Here is a 20,961-nt window from a genome sequence, read left to right on the forward strand (position 1 = left end):
GGAGGCCATCACCCTGGTGGTGGCGGGGGCTCGGAACGCGGGGGTGTCCACCGTCTGCCCCACCTTCGCCTGGCAGAGCGCCACGATCCCGATCCGGAGACCACCGCGAAACTGACCGTGGAGGAGGGGGAATGGCACGGGAGGAGAGGTGGCTGGAGGGGATGGTGGCCCTGGTGACGGGCGCGGGCCGTGGGGAAGACGGCGGAGGCGGAGCCGGCATCTCCCGGTACCTGGCTCGCCAGGGTGCCCGGGTGGCGGTGAACGACCTCACGGAGGAATATGCGCAGGCCACCGTGGATCAGATTCGCAGCAGGGGCGGAGAGGCGTGGGGCATTGTGGGGGATGTCTCGGACCCCGCGGAAGCCCAGCGGATGGTGGACGCCGTGGTGCGCCATTTCGGCCGGCTGGACATCCTGGTGAACAACGCGGCCATCGGTGGCCTGATCCCCGCGGTGGAACGGCTCCCGGACGAGATCTGGCACCGTCAGGTGGCGGTGGATCTCTCGGGCCCCTTCTATATGAGCCGGGCTGCCCTACGGCACATGATCCCACAAGGATTTGGTCGCATCGTGAACATCGCTTCCCTCGCCGCGGTCCGCACGGGATTCGTGAGCGGCTCCACGTACACCACCGCGAAAACGGGGCTTTTGGGACTGACCCGGCAGATGGCCTTTGAGGTGGCGCAGTTTGGGATCACGGTGAACGCGCTTATGCCCACCGGCATCCGGAACCCCCGGATCCTGCGGATGAGACCGGAATGGTTGCAGGCGGAGGGGAGACTGGGCCCCCTGGATCCCGAGGAAGAGATCGGGAAACTCGTGGCCTTCCTCTCCCGGCGGGATGTGTCCTTCATTTCCGGAGCGGCTATCCCCCTGGACCGAGGGGTAGGGAGTGCCCTGGGGAACTTCGAGGCCTACAAGCAGAGGACTGGGAAGGACGCGGGCTAGAGAGGAGGGAGGGATGCAGAGGGTACGGTTGTGCGACCTCAGCGGGATGGTGGCCCTGGTGACGGGCGCCGGGGGCGGCTCCAAGGGGGGAGTCGGGCCCGTGATCGCCCGGTCCCTAGCCCAGGCGGGTGCCCGGGTGGCGGTGAACGATCGGACTGCGGAGTGGGCGGAAGCCACGGTGCAGGAGCTGCGGGGGGAGGGGCTAGAGGCGGAGGCGTTCCCCGCGGACGTGGCGGATGTCCGGCAGGCGGACCAGCTGGTGGAGCGGGTGGTGGAACGGTTCGGGCAGCTGGACGTCCTCGTGAACAAGGCGGAGTACCACGCGAGTGGCCAGCGGGCGGACGAGGTGTCGGACGAGGAGTGGGAGAGAAGCCTCGCGGTGAACGTGCATGCTCCGTTTTACCTGAGCCGGGCCGCGGTGCGGCACATGCGAGCTCGGAGGTTCGGCCGGATCATCAACGTCTCCAACATCTCCGCCATCCGCACGAGCCTGCTGCACGGGGTGCCGTACGTAGCTACAAAGGAGGCTCTGTACGGGCTCACCCGACACTTGGCCATCGAGGTGGCCCAGCACGGCATCACGGTGAACGCCATCCTGCCAGGGTTCATCCTCACACCGAAGCTCTTGGAGGACTGGCCGGAGGAGCGGCAGAGCGCGGTGGCGGCCACGATTCCCGCGCTCCGAGCTGGGACCCCCGAGGAGGTGGCGGCCCTGGTGGTGTTCCTGGCAAGTCGGGAGGCGGGCTACATCACGGGGGCGGCTATCCCCATCGATGGAGCGGTATCCGTGGTGCCCGGAGGAGGCGGGGGGCGCCGGGAGACCGCGTTCGTGTAGAGGTCGTGGCATGGGCCGGTTGGAAGGTATGGTGGCCCTGGTCACGGGTGCGGGTGGCGGAGCGCTGGGCGGCGGGGGAGCGGGCATCGCGCGGACCTTGGCGGAGGAAGGCGCCCGGGTGGCCGTGAACGATCTCCAGGAGGAATATGCGCAGGCCACGGTGGACCAGATCCGCGGCAGGGGCCGGGAAGCGTGGCCGGTGGTGGGGGATGTCTCGGACCCCAGCCAGGCCCGCCGGATGGTGGAGTCCGTGGTGGATCGGTGGGGGCGGCTGGACATCCTGGTGAACAATGCGGCGCGCCTGGGGCGTTCCCCCGCGGTGGAGCGGATGCCGGACGAGGAGTGGTGGAGCTACTTGCGGGTGAACCTCTCGGGACCCTTCTACATGAGCCGGGCTGCCCTCCCCCACATGGTCCGACAGGGGTTCGGCCGCATCGTCAACCTCTCCTCCCTGGCGGCCCTTCGGGCCAGCTTGAACGGGGGAGCCTGCTACACCTCCTCCAAGCGGGGTCTTCTTGGCCTCACACGGCAGCTCGCCGCGGAATTCTACCCGTACGGAATCACGGTGAACGCCGTTCTCCCCGCGGGGATCCTCACGGGCCGCATGCGCACCCAGATGCGGAAAGAGGAGGTGGAGGCCCGGCTGGCAAGTCGACGGATTGCCCTCCCCGAGGACATCGGAGCGCTCGTGGCCTTCCTCGCGAGCCGGGAGGCAGGACTGATCACCGCCAGCGTGATCGTGATCCCCGGAGTGGCCGTCTGCCCCCTGGGAGACTACGCCCAGTACCGGGCCGTGGCCCAGGCCATCGGGAAGGACATCGGGGCGTGAAATGCACAGGTAAGGTGGGGAGGCGGATGCGCATGCGGATCGTAGGGTGGATACTGGTGGTGACGCTAGGATTCGGCCTAGCCGTGAGGCCACCCGTGGGCCTGCCCCTCGCGGAAGCTGCCCCGGGCCCTAAGCGCGGGGGAGTTCTGCGGGTGGTGGACGAACCTCCAGGTTCGCCCTTCGGCGTGCCATGGGAGATCGTGGGGGTCTCCGTGTGCGCGGCCATCCCCGCCTTCGAAAGCCTCCTGTGGGTAGACCGGCAGGGACGCGTCTATCCGCGGCTTGCGGAGCGGTGGGAGGTGGCTTCCGATCGCCGCTCCGTCACCATCACCGTGCGGCGGGGCGTCCGCTTCCACGATGGAACGCCCCTCACCGCACAGGCGGTGGTCTACAACCTCCAGCGTCAGGTAGAGGCCCGCCGGGTCCCCTTCCGATCCGTAGAGGCGTTGGATGACCGGCGGGTACGCATTCACCTCCACGAGTGGGACAACCGGATCTGGCTGAACCTCATGGGTACCTCCGCCCTCCTGGCGTCCCCGTCCTTCATCGAGCGGCAAGGGGTGGATCGGGCCCGGTGGGAGCCGGTCGGCACCGGACCCTTCCGGTTCGTCCGTTACCAGCGGGACGCCGCGGTGATCTACCGGAGGTTCTCGAACTACTGGCAAACAGGCAAGCCCTATCTGGACGGGGTGGAGATCCGGTTCATCCGGGACCCTCAGACCCTGCGGGCCGCCTTCCTCGCGGGGCAGGTGGACGTGGCGGGGCTCGGTCCCTATCCGGTCGCCGCGGAGCTGGTCCGGGAGGGCTATCCCGCGGAATCCTTCTTCGGTGGGGTGGTGGTCCTGGTCCCGGACAGCGCGAACCCCGACTCCCCCCTGGCAGACCGGCGGGTGCGGGAGGCCATCGGGTATGCCATCGACCGGGAATCCCTCGCCCGGGCCACCCTCTTCGGTCTTTCCCAGGGATGGAGCCAACTCACGGTCCCGGAATCCCGGGCGTACCTCCAGGACCACCCCGGCCCCACGTACAACCCGCAGCGAGCTCGGGAACTGCTGGCACAGGCAGGATACCCGAATGGGTTCGAGACCACCCTGATCCCGGCTCCGTACCTGGACCGTAACATCGCGGTCGCGATCCAGCAGTACCTGAGCGCGGTGGGGATCCGCGCCCAGCTGGAGCTCCCCGAGATCGGCCGCTACACGGAGTACCAGCGGCGGGGCTGGCGAGGGATGCTCATCCACGTGTTCGGGTACTTCCCGAACTTCAACGCGCACGTGAGCTTCTACTACACGCAGTCCCCGGAGGGATATGCCAGCATGCGGCGCCCATCCCAGCTGGAGGTCCTGTTCCGGGACTCCGTGCGGACCCTGCGGGAGGAGCGGCACAAGGTCCAGGCACTGCACCGCCTGCTCCTCAGCGACCTCACCGTGATCCCCCTCATGCGCTACGGGAGACTCTACGTGATGCAGAAATCTGTGCGTGACACCAAGCACCTCCGGTGGGCCACCTGGCCCTTCTGGGCACCTGAGGACGCGTGGCTGGATCGCTGACATCAGGCGAGAGGGAGGGAAGATGACGGAGAGGAAGACGGCAAAGCTTCGATTCCAACGGGTTGGCGCGGGAGCGGCATTGCTGCTCGCCCTGCTCCTCGTGGGCGGCGCGGGGGCCGCGGCCCCTTCCCGGGGAGGCCTCCTTCGGGTCGTGGATGAAGCGCCGGGAGGGCCCTTCGGAGTTCCCTGGGAAATTGTGGGCATCTCCATCTGCGCGGCCGTACCGGCCCTGGAGCCCCTGTTGTGGATGGACCGCGGGGGCCGGGTCATGCCGAAGCTCGGGGAGCGATGGGAGATCAGCCCGGACCGACGGGTCATCACCCTGCACCTGCGCAAGGGGGTGAAGTTCCACGACGGAACCGATCTCACCGCCCAGGCGGTACAGTTCAACCTGCAGAAGCAGATGGAGCGGGGGCTGATCCCCTACTTCGAGGCGGTGGAGGCGGTGGATCGGGACACGGTGCGGATCCGGTTAAAAGGATGGGACAACCGGGTGCTGGTGACCTTGGCGGGGACTCCCGCAACCGTTATCTCGCCCGCGGCCCTGGAGCGGTTGGGGTTGGAACGGGCCCGGTGGCACCCGGTGGGAACGGGCCCCTTCCAACTGGAGCGGTATGAACGGGACGCCTACGTGCGCTATCGGAGGTTCGGGCAGTACTGGGACCGGGGCAAGCCCTACCTGGATGGGGTGGAGATCCGGTTCATCCGAGACCCCCAAACCCTGAAGGCGGCTCTCCTGGCGGGACAGATCGACGTGACGGGGCTCCAGGATCTGGCGCTCATCGCGGAGCTGCGGGGGGCGGGGTTTGAGCTGATGGCTGCGGACAACGCCATCCTAACCCTGATTCCCGATAGCGCCAACGCGGATTCCCCGTTTGCCGATCGCCGGGTCCGGGAGGCCCTGAGCTATGCCATCGACCGGGAAGCCATTGCCCGGGGGCTGGGGTTCGGGCTGCTGCAGCCCACAAACCAGCTGGCGTTCCCCGAGCAATCCGCGTACCTGCGGGATTACCGGGGTCCCACGTACAACCCGCAGCGGGCGCGGGAACTGCTGGCACAGGCAGGATACCCGAACGGGTTCAGCACCCGGCTTATCCCGGCGCCGTTCATCCCGCGGGACCACGTGCTGGCCATTCAACGGTACCTGCGGGAGGTGGGGATCCACGCGGAGGTGGAGTTCCCGGAGGCCCCGAGATACCGGGAGTACTCCACGCGGGGCTGGCGGGGGATCCTGGTACACTTCCTTGGATTCTTCGCGAACTACAACAGCTTCGTGGGCTTCTACTTCGTGAATCCTCCGGAGGTGTGGGCGAGCATGGCGCGGCCCGCGGCTCTACTTCAGGTGTTCGCGGAATCCGTCGCCACCCTGCGGCCGGAGGGGTACAAGACGCAGCAGCTGCATCGGATCCTCTTGCAGGAGCACCTGCACGTGACGGTGTGGCGCTCGCCGCGGGCATACGTGAAGCGCCCCCATGTCCAGAACACCAACCACATGAAGTGGGTCACCTGGCCGTGGTGGACACCCGGAGAGGCTTGGATCCGGCGGTAAGGAGGGAAGCAGGATGCGGGACTGGCGGTTGGAGATCGTGGACCCCACGGGAGGGAGGTTGTGGCAAGAGGGAGAGGCGGCAACTGCCTCCCTTTCCCAGGTCCGGCTCGACCCAGAGCGGCTGCGGGGGCTGCGGTGCGGATTGCTGGACAACTCCAAGCCGGGCTCGGAGCGTTTGTTGCGGGAACTCGCCCGACGGCTGGCGGACCGGTACGGGGTCCGGATCGGGCCCTTCGTGGTCAAGGGATTCCCGTCCGTACCTGCCACAGAGGAGGAGCTGGGGCGGGTGGCGGATGGCGCGGACCTGGTCCTTACCGGGGTGGGGGACTGAGGGTCCTGCAGCGCGTGCAGTGTGCACGACGCCATCAACCTCATCGAGCGGGGGATCCCGGCGGTGGCCGTGATCACAGAGCCCTTCGTGCCTACGGTGCGGGCCATCCAGGCCACTCGGAAGGTGCAGGAGCCGCGGTTCGTGGTGATGCCGCATCCCCTGGCGAATCTCACCCCGGAGGAGGCCGCGGAACGCGCGGAGCAGCTCCTGGATCCCGTGGCGGAGCGCCTGCTGCGCGCGCTGGGACAGCTCCGGGTAGCGCAGAGCGGGTGAGGGACACGGATGCTGCCGGAGTACGCGGAGCTGGTGGAGTACCTCATGGAGCATGGGTGTACGGATGGGCTTCCCGTCCTCCCTCCCCTGCGGCCCCTTGTGGACCGTATGGTCGAGGCCTCGGGCCGTCGGGGAGAGGAAGTCCTGGGCGTTGTTCCACCCCGGAACACGCCGGCCACGGTAGAGCTCGTGGCGGCGAACGCGGTGATGGCGGGGTGCAAGCCGGAGTACATGCCCGTGGTGTTGGCGGCGGTAGAGGCCATCCTGGACCCCGCCTTTAACCTTCAGGCGGTGGCCTGCACCACGGCAGGGCCGGGCCTCCTGGTGATCGTGAACGGCCCTGTCCGGCACCGGATCGGAATCAACTGTCGGGAACGGCTGTTCGGTCCTGGAAACCGGGCCAACGCCACCATCGGACGGGTATTGCGGCTCCTGCTCATCAACCTGGGAGGATCCCTGGAGACGGACCGGTCCACCTTTGGGCACCCCGGGCAGTACACGTACTGCATCGGAGAGGATGAGGAGGGCAGTCCCTGGGAGCCCTTCCACGTGGATCGGGGATATGCCGCCGAGGACAGCGTGGTCACCGTGATGGCCTGCCGGGGCCCCAGTACCGTGGGATACTTCGACCCGGACGGAGGGGGAGAACGGCTCCTGCGGGCCATCGCGGACGCCATGTCTCCCATTCCCGCCTTCGGCCCCGTAGGCTATACGGAGTACGTGCTCCTCATCGGTCCCGAGCACCGGGATCTGCTCAGCCGGGAGGGGTGGACAAAAGCGGGGATCCGCCAGTTCCTCCAGGCCCACGCCCGGCGCCGGGCTCAGGACTTCCGGGCCATCGGGGACAACCGCAAGGGCGGGTACGCGTGGGGGGAGCCCCGGCGGTGGGTGGAGGAGGTGGACCCGGACGACCGGTGGGTGCACCTCATCCGGGATCCCTCGGACGTACACATCCTCAGCGCGGGAGGAGCGGCTGGAGCCTTCTCCGTCCTGATCGGGGTCATGCCCCGGCGGCTCAGCACCTGGCAGAGCCGCCGGGTGCAGAAAGCAGGGATCGCGATCCCCACGGGCGAATAGTGCCATGGAAACCACCACGGAGAAGGGAGCATGACGGGAGAGTGGACGTGGCTCGGGCGCCAGGTACGCCGCATCGAGGATCCCAAGCTCCTGCAGGGAAAGGGAGCTTATCTGGATGACCTGAACCCGGCTGGGGTCCTCCACGTGGCCCTGGTCCGCAGCCTCCATGCCCACGCGCGGATCGTGGAGGTGGACACCTCGGAGGCCCTGCGCCAGCCGGGGGTCGTGGCGGTTCTCCTCGCTTCGGATCTCGGGATCCAGGACGTCCCAGTGATGGGGCCGCCTGGAACCCAGCCCGTCCCGCATCCCGTCCTGGCCCGGGAGGTGGTCCGGTACGTGGGGCAGCCCGTGGCCGCGGTGCTCGCGGAGAGCCGGGCTGCGGCGGAGGACGGGGCCGCGGCGGTCCGGGTGGCCTACGAGCCCCTGGAGGCGGTGGTGGATCCCCTGGAGGCTCTGGAAGGACGTCGGTTGGTGCATCCGCGTCTGGGGGACAACGTAGGCCTCCGGCTGAACATCCGACAGGGGGAAGTAGAGGAGGCATTCCGGAACGCCGCCCGGGTGATCCGCCAGCGGATGTGGAACCAGCGGCTGGCGGCAGCCCCCATGGAGCCGCGCGGCGTGCTAGCGGAGTGGGACGGAGTCCGGGAGCAGCTCACCGTATGGGCCTCCACGCAGCTGCCCCACAGTCTGCGGGACACCCTGGCGCGGGCCCTGAAACTGGATGCAACTCAGGTCCGGGTGATCACGCCGGACGTAGGTGGCGGGTTCGGCCTCAAACTCAACGCCTGCCCCGAGGACGTTCTGGTGGCACACCTCGCACAGCGGTTGGGACGGCCGGTGAAGTGGGTAGAGCGGCGCAGCGAGAGTATGGTGGCGAGCGCCCACGGCCGGAGCCAGCTGTGTGACCTGGAGCTCGCCTGTGACCCGCGGGCGCGGGTGACCGGACTGCGGGCCCGCATCGTGGGGGACCTAGGGGCCTATGCGGTCACCACCACCCTGGTCATCGCCGGGATGACGGCCCGGATGCTCACGGGACCCTATCGCATCCCCGCGGTGGACATCGAGGTGGTAGGGGTATACACGAACAAGACACCCTCCGGGGCGTACCGGGGCGCGGGTCGTCCGGAGGCCACGTATTACCTGGAGCGAGGGATGGATCTCGTGGCCCGGGAGTTCGGCCTGGACCCCGCGGAGGTCCGGCGCCGCAACCTCCTCCCCAAGGGCGCCTTCCCCTATCGCACGCCCACGGGCCTGCGGTACGACAGCGGCGACTACCACCAAGCCCTGCGGGTGCTTCTGGAGAAGGCGGAATATCCAAAGCTGCGGGCGGAGCAGGAGCGGGCTCGCCAGGAGGGACGGTACCTGGGGATCGGCCTCTCCACGTACGTGGAGATCTGTGCCTTCGGCTGGGAGTGGGCGAAGGTCCGCTTGAACGCGGACGGCACCGCCGTGGTGTTCACAGGAACCTCTCCCCACGGCCAGGGGGACGCCACGGGATTTGCCCAGATCACGGCCGAGCGGCTGGGGATCGATCCCTACAAGGTGCGGGTGGTCCACGGGGACACCCTGGCCATCCCTGTGGGAGGAGGCACGGGAGGAAGCCGGACCCTGGTGGTGGGAGGGTCCGCTGTCCTGAAGGCCGCGGAGAAGGTGCGGCGCAAGCTCCTCCGCATCGCCGCGCATCTCCTGGAGGCCTCTGTGGGGGATCTGGAGCTGCAGGGAGGACGGGTATTCGTGCGGGGCGTCCCCGACCGATCCCTTCCCATCGCGGAGGTGGCGGCCGCGGCGTATCAGCCCATGCGCCTCCCGAAGGGGATGGAGCCCGGCCTGGAGGAATCGGCTACCTTCTCCATTCCCTCCAACACCTTCCCGTTCGGAGCCCACCTGTGCGTGGTGGAGGTGGACCGGGAGACGGGGGAGGTGTCCGTCCGCCGGTACGTGGCGGTAGATGATGTGGGCGTGATGATCAATCCGCTGCTCGTGGCGGGCCAGATCCAGGGAGGGATCGTTCAGGCGCTCGGGCAGGCCCTGCTGGAGGAGGTGGCGTACGGGTCGGACGGACAGCCCCTCGTCTCGAGCCTAGCGGACTACTCCATGCCCCGGGCCACGCACGTCCCGCCTCTGGAGCTGTACCACACCGTCACCCCTTCGCCCACAAATCCCCTGGGTGCCAAGGGGGTGGGGGAGTCCGGGACCATCGGAGGGACCCCGGCCTTCGTGAACGCGGTGGTGGATGCCTTGGCCCCCTTTGGGGTGCGGCACCTGGACATGCCCCTCCGACCAGAGAAGCTGTGGCGCATCCTCCAGCAGGCCTCCGTGGAGGGCCGGATGCCCGCCGTGGTGGGGTCCCCGAAGGGAACATGAGGGCGGCGCGAATCCAGACCAGGAGGGCAAAGCGATGAAGGCGGCGGTGCTCCAGGAACCCAAAAAGCCCCTGATGATCCAGGATATCGAGGTGGACGCGCCCGGTCCGCGGGAGGTGGTGGTGCGCACCGTGGCCGCGGGGGTATGCCACAGCGACCTACACATTGCGGACGGAGATCTGCCCGCGCCCCTTCCTATGGTCCTGGGGCACGAGGCGGCGGGGGTGGTGGAGAAGGTGGGGAGCCTCGTGACCCGGGTGAGGCCGGGAGACCATGTGGTGGTCTGCGTGACCGCCTTCTGCGGACAGTGTAAGGAGTGCCTGACAGGGCACCTGAATCTCTGCCGTAGCCCCTACACGAAGCGGGATCCATCGGAGCCCCCGCGCCTGCGGCGCGATGGACAGGCGGTGAACCAGTTCGCGAACATCGGGGCCTTCGCGGAGCAGATGCTGATCCACGAGAACGCGGTGGTGAAGATTCCCGACGATGTGCCCTTCGAGGCAGCCGCGCTGCTGAGCTGTGGGGTTCTGACGGGGGTAGGAGCTGTGTTCAATACTGCCAAGGTACAGCCGGGCAGCACCGTGGCGGTGTTCGGGTTGGGGGGAGTGGGAATCTCGGTGGTACAGGGGGCGCACCTGGCGGGGGCCCGTCGGATCATCGCGGTGGACATCCTGCCGCAGAAGCTGGAGATCGCAAGACGGTTCGGGGCCACGGACGTGGTGAACGCCTCCGAGGTAGATCCGGTGGAGGCTATCCTGAAGCTGACCGGCGAGGGGGTGGACTACTCGTTCGCCGTCGTCGGCTCTCCGAAAGTGTATCGGCAGTGCGTGGACTGCCTGGCACCCCTGGGCACCGCCACCATCATCGGGGTGCCCTCCATGACGGACACCCTTGAGCTGGAGCCGAGGCAGATCCTGCGGGAACGGCGCCTGCAGGGATCCGTCATGGGATCCAATCGGTTCCCTGTGGACATCCCGCGGTACCTGGAGCTGTATCGGCAGGGGCGACTGAAGCTGGACGAGATGGTGAGCCGGAAGGCGGGGCTGGAGTCCGTGAACGAGAGCTTCGAGTGGATGCGCAGGGGGGAGGTGATCCGCACCGTCCTTACCTTCTCGTGAAGGCGATAGACCGAGGCGAGGGGTGGTGGGTAAGGTACCATGAGCACCTATATTTTGCGGAGGTTCCTGCAGTCCCTCCTGGTAGTCTGGCTGCTGAGTGTGGTGGTGTTCCTGCTCATGCGGCTCCTCCCCGGGGACCCCGTGCTCATGCTGATCACCGCGGAGGAGTTTGAGGCGGCCTCGGAGGAACGGCTCGCCCTCCTCCGGAAGGAGTTCGGGCTGGATCAACCCCTCCCCGTTCAGTACGTGCGGTGGCTGTGGGGTCTGGTGACCCGGGGAGACCTGGGGACGTCCATCATCCAGCGGGTGGACGTACGGTCGGAGATCGCCAAGAGGCTGCCTATCTCCCTCCACATCGGGGTCACCGCGCTCGCGGTAGGGGGCGTGGTGGGAGTATTCCTGGGGATCATCAGTGCCCTGCGCCGGGGAACGTGGCTGGATACCCTCGTCACCTTCATCGCGAACATCGGCATCACCGCTCCCAGTTTCTGGCTGGCGATCCTCTTCATCTACATCTTCGGTCTCCGGCTCCGGTGGCTTCCCATTTTCGGGTACACCTCGCCCTTTGAGGACTTCTGGATGAGCTTCCGCCAGAGCGTGATGCCCGTGGTGGTGCTGGCCACCCTGCCCATGGCAGCCCTGGCCCGCCAGGCCCGGAGCAGCATGCTGGAGGTCCTGCGCCAGGACTACATCCGTACCGCGCGGGCCAAGGGCGTGATCGAGCGGCAGGTGATCTCCCGACACGCCCTCAAGAACGCCCTCATCCCCGTGGTCACCATCGCGGGACTGCTGTTGAACTTCGTCATCGGCGGAACCGTGGTGATCGAAACCGTGTTCAACATCCCGGGACTGGGCCGGCTGGCGGTGGACAGTGTGGTGGCCAAGGACTACCCCGTGGTTCAGGGCTTCGCCCTGCTCACGGGCATCTCCACGACCATGATCACGCTTATGGTAGATTTGATGTACGGATTCCTGGACCCGAGGATTCGATATGGCTAGAGTGGCGGAGTGGACGGCGGTCGCACGGCCGGCGCGGGGGGTGGTCAGTGCCAGGGTCCGGCGGGTCCTCTTCTCGCGTCCTCTGGTGGTGTTCGGGCTCGTGGTGGTGGGGATGTTCCTTGCCTCGGCCCTCTTCGCGCCCCTGCTGGCTCCCTACGATCCATACGCCCAGGACCTCCGCAACGTCCTCCAGCGGCCTAGTGCGGAGCACTGGCTGGGGACGGACGCCCTGGGGCGGGACGTCCTGAGCCGGCTCATCTACGGAGCCAGGACCTCCCTCATCGTCGCGGTGGGGGCGGTTCTCATGGGAGGGGCGGCGGGGGTGATCCTGGGGCTCATCGCCGGATTCGTAGGGGGGAGAATCGGGGTGTTCATCATGCGGTGTATGGACGCCCTCATGGCCATGCCGCCCCTCGTGTTCACCCTGGTCATCACCTCCCTCCTGGGTGCCGGGGTCCGGAACGTGATGGTGGCACTCGCGGTGGCCTTCATCCCGGGGTACACCCGGCTGACCTTCGGGCAGACCCTTTCCGTGAAGGAGAACGAGTACGTGCTCGCAGCCCGGGCCCTGGGGGCCAGCACAAGCCGCATCATGTTCCGCCACATCCTCCCCAACTGTCTTTCGCCCCTCATCGTGCAGGCGAGCCTGAGCCTCGGGGGGGCCATGCTCATCGAGGGGAGCCTGAGCTTCCTCGGGGTGGGGATCAAACCCCCTACCCCCGCGTGGGGATCCATGGTGCTGGAGGGGTATCGGTTCCTCACCAGCTTCCCCATCCTCTCCCTCGCACCGGGTCTGGCGCTGATGATCGTGGTGTTCGCCTTCAATATGGTGGGGGACGGGATCCGGGACGCCCTGGATCCGAGACTCCGTGGGGTCGTGTGAGGAGGACGTACATGCGGGCGGTGGTGATCCGGGAGCACGGGGGGCCGGAGGTGCTGCGGCTGGAGGAAGTCCCGGTCCCCGAGGTACCTCCCGGCCACGTTCGGGTGCGAATCCGGGCCGCGGCCATGAACCATCTCGACCTGTGGGTGCGTCGCGGGCCCGCGGGGCGGTGGCCCCTTCCCCTCATCCTTGGCTCCGATGGTGCGGGCGTGGTGGACGCGGTGGGAGAAGGCGTGCGTGCGGTGCAGGTGGGAGATGAAGTGGCCCTGAGCCCTGGGGTTTCCTGCGGGCAGTGTCCCGCATGCATCCGGGGGACCGATAACCTCTGTCCCCACTACGGGCTACTGGGTGCCCGACGAGACGGGACGAATGCGGAGTTCGTGGTGGTCCCCGCGGTGAACGTGCTCCCAAAGCCCGCGAACCTCACCTTCGAGGAAGCGGCCGCCTTCCCCCTGGTGTTCCTCACCGCGTGGAACATGCTGGTGACCCAGGCCCGCGTGCGCCCCGGAGAGGAGGTGGTGATCTGGGGAGCCGGGAGCGGGGTCGGCAGCGCGGGCATCCAGATCGCCAAGGCCCACCATGCGCGGGTGATCGCCATCGCGGGGGACGACTGGAAGCTGGAGCGGGCCCGTGCGTTGGGGGCGGATGAGGTCATCAACTACAAACGGGAGGACGTGGCGGAGCGGGTCCGGGAACTCACGGGCGGCAGGGGGGCGGATGTGGTTTTCGACCACGTGGGCGCGGCCACGTGGGAGGTGAGCCTCCGCAGCCTCCGGCGCGGAGGACGCCTCGTGCTGTGCGGGGCCACCACGGGATCCGTGGTGCAGACGGACATCCGGTACATCTTCGGCAAGGCGGTGACCGTGTACGGGACGTACATGGGCGGGAAGGGGGAGCTGTGGGAGCTGTTGCCGCTCATCGAGCGAGGCGTCCTCAGACCCGTGGTGGACCGGGTGTTCCCGCTCTCCGAGGTGCGGGAGGCGCACGCGTTTCTGGAGTCCGGCCAGCAGTTCGGGAAGGTCGTCCTCGTGCCCTGAGGGGTTCACGGCGGCAGAGGGAGGTGGGAAGTGCAGGCCGCGGTGATGGTGGGGTTCCGGGAGCCGCTGGTGGTTCAGCATCTCCCGGATCCTGAGCCGGGTCCCACGGATGCGGTGGTGCGGGTGTACGCGTGCGGGATCTGCCGTACGGATTGGCATGTGTGGCAGGGGGACTGGGGGTGGCTGGGCAGGACCCCGAGTCTTCCCGTGGTGCCCGGGCACGAGCTGGCAGGCGTGGTGGAGGCGGTGGGGAAGGAAGTTGTGTCCTTCCGTCCGGGAGACCGGGTGACCGTACCCTTCCACATCTCCTGTGGCAGGTGCGAGTACTGCTCCGCCGGCCGTTCCAACCTGTGCCTGACGGGAGGCGGGCTCGGGGTACGTCGCAACGGCGGGTACGCGGAGAGGGTCCTGATCCCGGAGGCGGATGTGAATCTGTTGCGCCTTCCGGAGAACGTCGGCTTCGTGAGCGCGGCCGCGTTGGGCTGCCGGTACATGACCGCCTACCACGGGATTGTGGATCGGGCCCAGCTGCGGCCCGGGGAGTGGGTGGCGATCTTCGGCGTGGGCGGGGTGGGGCTCAGCGCGGTGCAGATCGCAAGCGCCCTCGGAGCGCGCCCCATCGCGGTGGACATCCGGGAGGACAAGCTGGAGAAGGCGCGAGCGGAGGGCGCGGTGGCCGCGGTGAACGCCGCGCGCGAGGACCCCGTGGAAGCGATCCGCCAGCTCACGGACGGCGGGGCGGACATCACCGTGGAGGCCCTGGGTGCCGCGGAGACCACGGTGCCCGCGGTCCTGGCCCTGCGGCGCGGGGGACGCCACGTGCAGATCGGCCTCACCAGCCAGAAGGAGCAGGGAAGGGTCTCCATTCCCGTGGACTACCTGGTGCGGTATGAGATCTCCTTCCTCGGGAGCTTCGGCTGTCCCGTGGCAAGCCATCGGGGTCTGTTGAACCTGGTGGCCATGGGAAGAGTGGATCCCGGTCGGCTCGTGACCCGGACCGTATCCCTTCAGGAATCCACCCAGGTCCTGCAGGCCATGAGTGAATTCGGGACCCTGGGGTTTCATGTGATCGTACCCGGAGGGGGAGAACCGTGACGCTGGCGGAGAAGGTCCGGCCCGGGCACACCGCGCTCGTGGTGATCGACATGCAGAACGACTTCTGCCACCCGGAAGGCGCCTGGGGGAAGCTGGGGATGTCCCTGGAGGCCACGCACCGGATGCTCCCACGGCTGGAATCCCTCCTCAGGCATGCGCGGGCCGCGGGGGTACAGGTGGTGTTCGTGGGGACGCACTACCTCCCGGAGGTGCTCACCCCCGTGTGGACGGAGCGCCGCGAGCACCGACGTCGGGTTCCCATGCTGCGACCCGGGACGTGGGGCGCGGAGTTCGTCCTCCCGCCGGAGCCGCAGGACTTCGTGGTGTACAAGCACCGGTACAGCGCGTTTCACGGGACTTCCCTCGATCTCGTGCTGCGGGGTCGGGGGATCCAAACGGTGGTGCTCACGGGGACCGTGACCAACGTGTGCGTGGAGACCACGGCGCGGGATGCCTGTCAGCGGGAGTACTACGTGGTGGTAGTGGAGGACTGCTGCTCAGCCCTCTCCGAGGAGGATCACCGGGTGGCCCTTCGGAATGTGGACCGCTACTTCGGGGAGGTGGTGTCCTCGGAGGCGCTCCGTCAGGCATGGGGTGCGGTGGCCCCCGTGGACTCCTCCGTGGCCTTGCCCGGGGGGTGAGCCCTCTTAGATCTCACCCTGTGCTCGGTCCCGCAAATTTCCGTGGTCCGAGACGAAGTGGTGATCCGGATCCCGGGGTTCGAGGGGACGGTCTCTGAGGCCGTGCGCCGAGCCCAGGCGGGGGAGCTGGACCTCCGGGAGGTCTCGCTCGCGGAGGTCGTCCGCTCGACCCTGGAATCCCTACCGGACGCGGACCTGGAGGCCCGAACCGCCTTCCTCCAGCAGGCGGCGGTGCTGGTGGCCCTCAAGAGCCAACAGATCCTCCCCGCGCGGCCCCGGGCCGGGGAGGGCGCGGAGGAGTCCGTGGCAGAGCCGGAATCCCCGCTGGATCTGGAGACATACCGAGCGTTCCGGGATGTGGCGTCCGCCCTGGCGGCCCTCGAGGCCGTGCAGAGCCAGGTGTTCACCCGGCCTCCCGCGGAGGTGGATCCCTCGGAGCTGCCTCTAGTAGGGGTTTCCCTGGACGACCTGCTCGCGGCCTTCCGACGTGTGCTGGAGCGCAGCCGCGAGGTGGTGACGGAGATCCCCGCGGAGGGCGTGACCGTGGGAGAGCGAATGGCCTTCATCTTGCGGACGCTGGAGGCCACCCCGGCGGGCGTGGTGTTCGAGGCCCTGTTCCGGCCGGAGGATCCGAAGCTCGTGGTGATCGTCACCTTCCTGGCGGTGCTGGAGCTCGTGCGGCAACGCCGGATCCGGGTCGAGCAGCCTCGGCCCTTCCTGCCCATTCGCCTCCACTTGGTGGAATCCCGCTCCGCTCCTCCGCCGGAGGCGGGATGAGGGAAGTAGATCGCCGGAACCTGCTCGGCGCTCTGGAATGTCTGCTCCTTGTAAGCGGCGGGCCGGTTCCTCCAGAGCGGTTGGCCGAGGTGGTGGGGTGCTCCGTGGAGGAGACGCGTCTCCTTTTGGAAGAACTTCAGCGGGCGTACGAAGGTCGAGGCCTCATGATCCAGGAGGTGGGGGGAGGGTATCAACTGTGCACGCGGCCGGAGTACGGGGAGTTCGTCCGGCGGTTTTTGGATCTGCAGCCAGAGCCCCTTTCCCGGGCCGCCCTGGAGACTCTGGCCATCGTGGCCTACCGGCAACCCGTAACCCGGGCGGAGATCGAGGCCATTCGGGGCGCCCGCAGCGATGTCCACCTGCGGCGTCTCCTCGACCGGGGGCTGATCCGGGAGGTGGGTCGGAGACCCACTCCCGGACACCCCGTGGAGTACGGCACCACGGAGCTGTTCCTCCGGCGCTTCGGACTGCGGGATCTCGCGGATCTCCCTCCCCTGGGAGAGCTCCGGGTGCAGGAGGCCCTCTGGGGGAGCAAGCGGCCGTGAGATCCCTGGTGCTCGGGTTGATCCTGGTTCTGGGGCTCGGGGCATCCCCAGCCCGTGGGGCCCCACCCCAGGTGGAGGCCACAGCCTTCGTACTCCTCGAGGAGCGCACGGGCCAGATCCTCCTGGCCCGCAATCCAAACCTTCCGCGCCCGCCTGCCAGCACCACGAAGATCCTTACGGCCCTCCTGGTCCTGGAGAACCTCCCCCTGGATCGCATGGTGACGATCTCGGAGAGGGCCGCGGCACAGCGGGAAGGGTCCTCCATCGGGCTTGAGGTAGGGGAGCGGCGGACGGTCCGGGAGCTCGTGTACGCGCTCCTCGTGAAGTCTGCAAACGACGCCGCGGTGGCCCTCGCGGAGGCGGTGGACGGGAGTGTGGAGCGGTTCGTCCAGCGGATGAACGCCCGGGCCCGGGCCCTGGGGGCCCGGAACACGCACTTCGTGAACCCGCACGGCCTCCACCACCCTGATCACTACACCACCGCCTCCGATCTGGCGCACCTTGCCCGAGCCTCGCTCCAGAACCCCGTCTTCCGGGAGATCGTCCGCACCCGGGTGTACGAATTCCCAGGTCCGCAAGGCCCCCTGCGCTTCCTCAGCGGCAACCGGCTTCTGGGCCACTACCCGGGCGCGGATGGGGTAAAGACAGGATGGACGGCTCAGTCCGGGCGATGCCTGGTGGCCTCCGCCACCCGGAACGGCCGCCGTCTGATCGCGGTGCTCCTGAATGCCCCACAGGTGTTCCGGGACGCGGCGCGGCTGCTGGATTATGGCTTTGAGGAGTTTGTGCTCCGGATCTTCGCGCGCCGGGGAACCGTGGTGGGAACGTTCCGGCTCCCGGAAGGGCTGACCGTACCAGCGGTGGCCGCCCGCGACCTTACGGTCTCCCTCCCCCGGGGGACCCGGGCCTCCCTCCGGATCTGGGCCCATCCGGATCTCCATCCCCCAATCGAGGCGGGCGAGACCGTGGGGGGAGCGGAAGTGATCGTGACGGGCCGCCCCATCGCCTCCACGCCGCTCGTAGCCGGGGAGGCGGTGCCGATGCCCTCCCGGTTCGGGGACCTCTGGCGCCGGCTGTTCCGAAGGTAACCTTTGCCGTATACTGCCATGGGTCCGCGTGATGGGATGGTTTCGGGCACCTCTCTCCAAATGGCTGCTCGTCGCAGCTGTCCTCGCAGGGCTCCCATTGAAAGCCGCGGGGGGGACCCGGACCGTGCGGGTGGTGGATGCCCTCGGGCAGGGTCTCGTGTTGCCCGTCCCACCCCGCCGCATCGTCTCCCTGGCGCCCAGTGTGACGGAGATCCTCTATGCCATCGGTGCACAGGCGCTCGTGGTGGGGGTGTCCAGCGCGGATGACTACCCCCCGGAGGTGCGGCACAAACCCACGGTGGGGGGAGTCCAACTGGATTACGAGCGGCTTGTGACCCTGCGGCCGGATCTCGTGGTAGGCGTTCTGAGCCTCCAGCGGGCGAACCTCGAGCGGTTGCGGACCCTCGGGTACCGGGTCCTGGTCCTGGATCCCCGCTCCGTGGTGGACACCTACCGAGCCATCCTCCTCCTGGGCCGGGTGACGGGGAGGGTCGAGGCTGCCCAACAGGTGGTGGACCGGATGCAGGGGCAGGTGGAGCGGGTCCGGGCCCGACTGCCCCGTTCCGCGCTCCGTCCCCGGGTCTTCGTGGAGGTTTGGGATCAGCCGTTTCTCACCGCGGGGCAGGGAACCTTCGTGCATGACCTCCTCGGGCTTGCGGGAGGTCGGAACGTGTTCGAGGATGTGGTCGGCTGGCCCCAGGTCTCCGAGGAGGAGATCCTCCGGCGGAATCCGGAGGTCATCCTGTTGCTGCACCCGGGGCGAGACCGGGTGCTGCAGCGCCCGGCCTGGCGAGTCCTGGACGCGGTGCGGGCAAGCCGGGTCCATGCGCTTAACCCCTCTTGGGTGACGCGGCCAGGTCCCAGGCTCGTCCTGGGCCTCGAGCAGATCGCGCACTTCCTTCATCGTAAGGGGCGGTAAAGCACGGTGCGGCTCGTGGCGCGCTCGGTTCAGGCGGGGTACGGAGGGACCCCGGTGCTCCGGGGGGTAACGGTGGAGGTGGATCCGGGCGAGGTGGTAGTGCTGTGCGGCCCCAATGGTGCCGGTAAGACTACCCTCCTGCGTTGCCTGGCCGGGCTGCTGCGGCCCACCGCGGGCGTGGTGCTCCTCGGGGACCGGCCGGTCTCTGAGATCCCCCCGCGGGAGCGGGCACGCTGGATCGCCTACCTGCCCCAGGATCCCCTGTGTCCTCCGGGATTCACGTGCGAGGAGGTGGTGCGTATGGGACGCTACGCGCATGGCGCTTCGGATAATGAGGAGGAGGTGGTGCACGGAGCCATGGTTCGCACGAACACCCGTCACCTCGCCCATCGCCCCTTCGGAGCCACGAGTGGGGGGGAGCGGCAACGGGTGCTGCTGGCCCGGGCCCTAGCTCAGGAGGCCCGGGTACTGCTGCTGGACGAGCCCACCGCGCATCTGGATCTGGCGCGCCAACAGGAGGCCTTGGCTCTCATACGGGATTTACGGAACTCCGGCGCTGCGGTGGTGTGCACCCTGCACGACCTGAACCTGGCCAGTTTGGTGTGCGACCGGATGGTACTGCTCCATGAGGGCCGGGTGTACGCCCAGGGTCTTCCGGAAACGGTGCTCACCGCGGAATCCCTCCGGGCCGTGTACGGGGTGGAGCCCCTGGTACTCCCGCACCCCCACTCGGCCCGGCCCGTGGTCCTGCCGCCGGGTTTGAGGGAAGCGTATGCGGCGACGTCCCGTCATCGCCATTGACGGGCCCATGGGCGCGGGAAAGGGGACGGTAGCGCGCCTGCTGGCGCGAAAGCTGGGCTACCGGTACGTGGATACGGGCGCCATGTACCGGGCGGTGGCCTGGCGGATCCTGCGGGAAAGGATTCCCCCTGAGGACGGGGGACGGGTGGGAGAGCTGGCGCGTTCCCTGGATGTCCGGGTCCTCCCCTCGCCGGATGACTTCCGGGTGTGGTGCGACGAGGAGGACGTGACGGAGGCCATCCGGTCCTTGGAGGTGAATGAGGTGGTGGGCCGGGTGGCCGCGCACCCGGAGGTGCGGGCCTCCCTCACCGCCCGACAGCGGGCGCTCGCGGAGGAGGGCGGGGTGGTGATGGAGGGCCGGGACATCGGAACCGTGGTGGTCCCGGACGCGGAGCTGAAGATCTACCTGGACGCCTCCCTGGAGGAGCGGGCTCGCCGGAGGTGGGCGGAGTTCCGGACGGCTGGCCTGGAGGTTCCCTACGAGCGGGTGCTGGAGATCGTGCGACAGGACGACACGCTCGCCCGGAACCGGTCCGTATCTCCCCTGCGCCGGGATCCCGACGCCCGGGTGGTGGACACCACGGGCCGGAGTCCGGAAGAAGTGGTGGAGGAGATCGCGGCCCTGGCCCGGGCCCTGGAGGGGGAACGGTGAACCGGTGGGTGTACAAGGTGAGCAAGTTCCTCCTCCGGGCGGTGTTGGGATCCCTGTTCCGGATGCGGGTTACCGGGCGGGAGCACGAGCCCCTAACCGGTCCCCTCCTCGTGGTCGCCAATCACTGGAGTGCCCTGGATCCTCCGGTTCTGGGGTGTGCGCTCCGCCGACCGGTGCACTTCATGGCGAAGGAGGAGCTGTTCCGCATCCCCTTGCTGCGTACGTGGATGGGGGCTGTAGGAACATTCCCCGTGCGTCGGGGGGAACCCGACCGGGCCGCTATCCGCACGGCCCTGGAGCTCATCCGGCGGGGAGAGGTGGTGGCGATCTTTCCGGAAGGGACCCGAAACCCGCGGGGATACCTGCTTCCCGCGGAGCCTGGGGCCGCCTTTCTGGCCCTGCGGGCGGGAGTCCCCCTCCTCCCCGTGGGGATCGTGGGGACCCTGGAGGCCATGCCCAAGGGCGCGTGGATCCCCCGACCCCGCAGGATCGAGGTCCGTATCGGACCTCCCTTCCGGCTGGACCATCTCCCCAACAACCGGGAGGGTCTGGAGGCAGCTAGCGAGCGGATCATGGGGGCCATCGCGGATCTCCTGGGTGTGGATCCCCCCGTCCGCCTCCAGGAAAGGTCTGCGCCGCGGGGCCCATGAGG

At 68.4% G+C, this 20,961-nt stretch carries 22 protein-coding genes; all 22 read left to right on the plus strand.

The annotated features are described in order from the left end of the window. Positions 1 to 131 precede the first annotated feature (131 nt). Positions 132 to 947 (plus strand): SDR family oxidoreductase, encoded by an 816-nt coding sequence (locus tag N0A24_10845; protein ID MCS7173843.1) that lies wholly within the window; start codon positions 132 to 134, stop codon positions 945 to 947. A 13-nt stretch (positions 948 to 960) separates the two neighbouring features. Further along, positions 961 to 1,782 carry an SDR family oxidoreductase gene (locus N0A24_10850; protein ID MCS7173844.1) on the plus strand — a complete coding sequence of 274 codons (822 nt, stop codon included), beginning with the start codon at positions 961 to 963 and terminating at the stop codon, positions 1,780 to 1,782. A gap of 10 nt (positions 1,783 to 1,792) precedes the next feature. Next, positions 1,793 to 2,611 carry an SDR family oxidoreductase gene (locus N0A24_10855; GenBank protein MCS7173845.1) on the plus strand — a complete coding sequence of 273 codons (819 nt, stop codon included), beginning with the start codon at positions 1,793 to 1,795 and terminating at the stop codon, positions 2,609 to 2,611. Between the two features lie 26 nt (positions 2,612 to 2,637). After that, positions 2,638 to 4,161, plus strand: a complete 1,524-nt coding sequence (locus tag N0A24_10860) for an ABC transporter substrate-binding protein (GenBank protein ID MCS7173846.1) — start codon at positions 2,638 to 2,640, stop codon at positions 4,159 to 4,161. 22 nt (positions 4,162 to 4,183) lie between these two features. Continuing rightward, complete coding sequence (locus tag N0A24_10865; GenBank protein ID MCS7173847.1) at positions 4,184 to 5,710, plus strand: ABC transporter substrate-binding protein; 1,527 nt, start codon at positions 4,184 to 4,186, stop codon at positions 5,708 to 5,710. Between the two features lie 13 nt (positions 5,711 to 5,723). Continuing rightward, on the plus strand, positions 5,724 to 6,041 hold the full coding sequence (locus N0A24_10870; protein MCS7173848.1) for a hypothetical protein: 318 nt from the start codon (positions 5,724 to 5,726) through the stop codon (positions 6,039 to 6,041). Between the two features lie 21 nt (positions 6,042 to 6,062). Continuing rightward, positions 6,063 to 6,314 carry a hypothetical protein gene (locus tag N0A24_10875; GenBank protein ID MCS7173849.1) on the plus strand — a complete coding sequence of 84 codons (252 nt, stop codon included), beginning with the start codon at positions 6,063 to 6,065 and terminating at the stop codon, positions 6,312 to 6,314. Positions 6,315 to 6,323: 9 nt separating this feature from the next. Continuing rightward, positions 6,324 to 7,391 (plus strand): hypothetical protein, encoded by a 1,068-nt coding sequence (locus N0A24_10880; GenBank protein MCS7173850.1) that lies wholly within the window; start codon positions 6,324 to 6,326, stop codon positions 7,389 to 7,391. A gap of 30 nt (positions 7,392 to 7,421) precedes the next feature. Beyond that, positions 7,422 to 9,755 (plus strand): xanthine dehydrogenase family protein molybdopterin-binding subunit, encoded by a 2,334-nt coding sequence (locus N0A24_10885; GenBank protein MCS7173851.1) that lies wholly within the window; start codon positions 7,422 to 7,424, stop codon positions 9,753 to 9,755. A 34-nt stretch (positions 9,756 to 9,789) separates the two neighbouring features. Continuing rightward, the gene (locus N0A24_10890) at positions 9,790 to 10,872 is read left to right on the plus strand and encodes a Zn-dependent alcohol dehydrogenase (protein ID MCS7173852.1); all 1,083 of its coding nucleotides are present in this window, start codon (positions 9,790 to 9,792) and stop codon (positions 10,870 to 10,872) included. Between the two features lie 39 nt (positions 10,873 to 10,911). Then, a complete protein-coding gene (locus tag N0A24_10895) occupies positions 10,912 to 11,871 on the plus strand; it encodes an ABC transporter permease (GenBank protein ID MCS7173853.1) in 960 nt (319 codons plus the stop codon). Then, positions 11,864 to 12,754: an ABC transporter permease gene (locus tag N0A24_10900; protein MCS7173854.1), complete on the plus strand. Its 891-nt coding sequence runs from the start codon at positions 11,864 to 11,866 to the stop codon at positions 12,752 to 12,754. The genes N0A24_10895 and N0A24_10900 overlap by 8 nt, the downstream gene beginning before the upstream one ends. A gap of 11 nt (positions 12,755 to 12,765) precedes the next feature. Then, entirely contained in the window at positions 12,766 to 13,791 is a 1,026-nt protein-coding gene (locus N0A24_10905) for a zinc-binding dehydrogenase (protein ID MCS7173855.1), read from the plus strand. A gap of 30 nt (positions 13,792 to 13,821) precedes the next feature. Continuing rightward, positions 13,822 to 14,886 (plus strand): alcohol dehydrogenase catalytic domain-containing protein, encoded by a 1,065-nt coding sequence (locus N0A24_10910; GenBank protein MCS7173856.1) that lies wholly within the window; start codon positions 13,822 to 13,824, stop codon positions 14,884 to 14,886. Next, on the plus strand, positions 14,883 to 15,527 hold the full coding sequence (locus N0A24_10915; GenBank protein MCS7173857.1) for a cysteine hydrolase: 645 nt from the start codon (positions 14,883 to 14,885) through the stop codon (positions 15,525 to 15,527). The genes N0A24_10910 and N0A24_10915 overlap by 4 nt, the downstream gene beginning before the upstream one ends. 42 nt (positions 15,528 to 15,569) lie before the next feature. Beyond that, the gene (locus N0A24_10920) at positions 15,570 to 16,304 is read left to right on the plus strand and encodes a segregation/condensation protein A (protein ID MCS7173858.1); all 735 of its coding nucleotides are present in this window, start codon (positions 15,570 to 15,572) and stop codon (positions 16,302 to 16,304) included. Then, positions 16,301 to 16,849 (plus strand): SMC-Scp complex subunit ScpB, encoded by a 549-nt coding sequence (gene scpB / locus N0A24_10925; GenBank protein MCS7173859.1) that lies wholly within the window; start codon positions 16,301 to 16,303, stop codon positions 16,847 to 16,849. Before N0A24_10920 ends, scpB begins: the two co-directional genes overlap by 4 nt. Further along, a complete protein-coding gene (locus tag N0A24_10930; GenBank protein ID MCS7173860.1) occupies positions 16,846 to 17,937 on the plus strand; it encodes a D-alanyl-D-alanine carboxypeptidase in 1,092 nt (363 codons plus the stop codon). The genes scpB and N0A24_10930 overlap by 4 nt, the downstream gene beginning before the upstream one ends. A 97-nt stretch (positions 17,938 to 18,034) precedes the next feature. Beyond that, positions 18,035 to 18,856 carry an ABC transporter substrate-binding protein gene (locus N0A24_10935; protein ID MCS7173861.1) on the plus strand — a complete coding sequence of 274 codons (822 nt, stop codon included), beginning with the start codon at positions 18,035 to 18,037 and terminating at the stop codon, positions 18,854 to 18,856. 54 nt (positions 18,857 to 18,910) lie between these two features. Then, positions 18,911 to 19,657, plus strand: coding sequence for an ABC transporter ATP-binding protein (locus N0A24_10940; GenBank protein ID MCS7173862.1), 747 nt, complete (start codon positions 18,911 to 18,913; stop codon positions 19,655 to 19,657). Continuing rightward, complete coding sequence (gene cmk / locus N0A24_10945; GenBank protein ID MCS7173863.1) at positions 19,629 to 20,309, plus strand: (d)CMP kinase; 681 nt, start codon at positions 19,629 to 19,631, stop codon at positions 20,307 to 20,309. Before N0A24_10940 ends, cmk begins: the two co-directional genes overlap by 29 nt. After that, a complete protein-coding gene (locus tag N0A24_10950) occupies positions 20,306 to 20,959 on the plus strand; it encodes a 1-acyl-sn-glycerol-3-phosphate acyltransferase (GenBank protein MCS7173864.1) in 654 nt (217 codons plus the stop codon). Before cmk ends, N0A24_10950 begins: the two co-directional genes overlap by 4 nt. Positions 20,960 to 20,961: the final 2 nt, after the last annotated feature.

The organism is Armatimonadota bacterium (assembly GCA_025059775.1).
GTDB lineage: Bacteria > Sysuimicrobiota > Sysuimicrobiia > Sysuimicrobiales > Sysuimicrobiaceae > Sysuimicrobium.